Source organism: Cupriavidus sp. YAF13 (genome assembly GCF_052113425.1).
GTDB lineage: Bacteria > Pseudomonadota > Gammaproteobacteria > Burkholderiales > Burkholderiaceae > Cupriavidus.
Genome location: NZ_JBFRDD010000149.1, coordinates 1 through 1,022 on the forward strand (window position 1 = coordinate 1; position 1,022 = coordinate 1,022).

Genomic DNA, 1,022 nt, shown 5'->3' on the forward strand with positions numbered 1-1,022 from the left:
GATCGACCAGCAACTGAAGATTCGCGGCTTCCGGATCGAACCGGGCGAAATCGAGGCGCGGATTCTGGCGCAGGCGGGTGTGGGCAATGCGGCGGTGCTGGCTGTCGAGGGCCCCTCCGGCGCGCGGCTGGTGGCCTATGTGGTGCCGGTCAGCGCTGCCCAGATCGACGTGGCCGCCGTGCGCACGGCATTGGCCGCCGAATTGCCCGACTACATGGTGCCGGCGGCGTTCGTCGTGATCGACGCCCTGCCCCTGACCCCGAACGGCAAGCTGGACCGTCACGCGCTGCCGGCGCCGGAGGCCGAGGGTGCCGAGCACTTCGTGGCGCCGCGCAACGAAGCCCAGCGCTGGCTGGCGCAGGTCTGGCAGGAGGTGCTGGGCGTGGAGCGCGTCGGCCTTGACGACAACTTCTTCACGCTCGGGGGCGACTCGCTGCTGAGCCTGAAGGTGATTTCGCGCGTGCGGGCCAACAAGGCGCTGGGAATCGACCTGAAGCTGCGCGACCTGATGCGGACGCCGACCATCGGCCAGTTGCTGCCCGATGCGGAAGCCGCGCCCGTGGCGGCCACAGCGCTGCGGGTGCTGGCGCAGGGCCCCGCCGGCGGCGCCCTGCCGCCCGTGGCGTGCGTCCATGCCGCGCTGGGCACGCTGTTCGACTACGACGCCATCGTGGGCCAGCTCGGCAAGGCGCGGACGGTCTATGGCTTCCAGTCGCGGGCGCTGGGCGATCCGGCGTGGCGCGACACGTCGCTGGCGTCGATCGCGGCCGACTACGTTCGCGAATGGCGTGTCGCCCAGCCACAAGGGCCCTATCTGCTGCTGGGCTGGTCGCTGGGCGCGACGCTGGCCACGGCGATGGCGCGCGAGCTTGAGGCCCAGGGGCAGTCGGTGCAATGGCTTGGCCTGATCGACCCATTCGTGCCGGAAGGCCAGGCGCCGGCTGCCGACGCCGCGCCGGGCTGGCCCGCGGCGCTGGCCGATTTCGCGGCGCAGTTGCTGCCGGGCGCCGGCGCCCTGGCGC

General features: G+C 72.4%; 1 protein-coding gene. It reads left to right on the forward strand.

The annotated features are described in order from the left end of the window. Positions 1–1,022, forward strand: a 1,022-nt coding sequence (locus AB4061_RS40560) for a thioesterase domain-containing protein (protein WP_441641658.1), incomplete at both ends; no start/stop codon positions are given.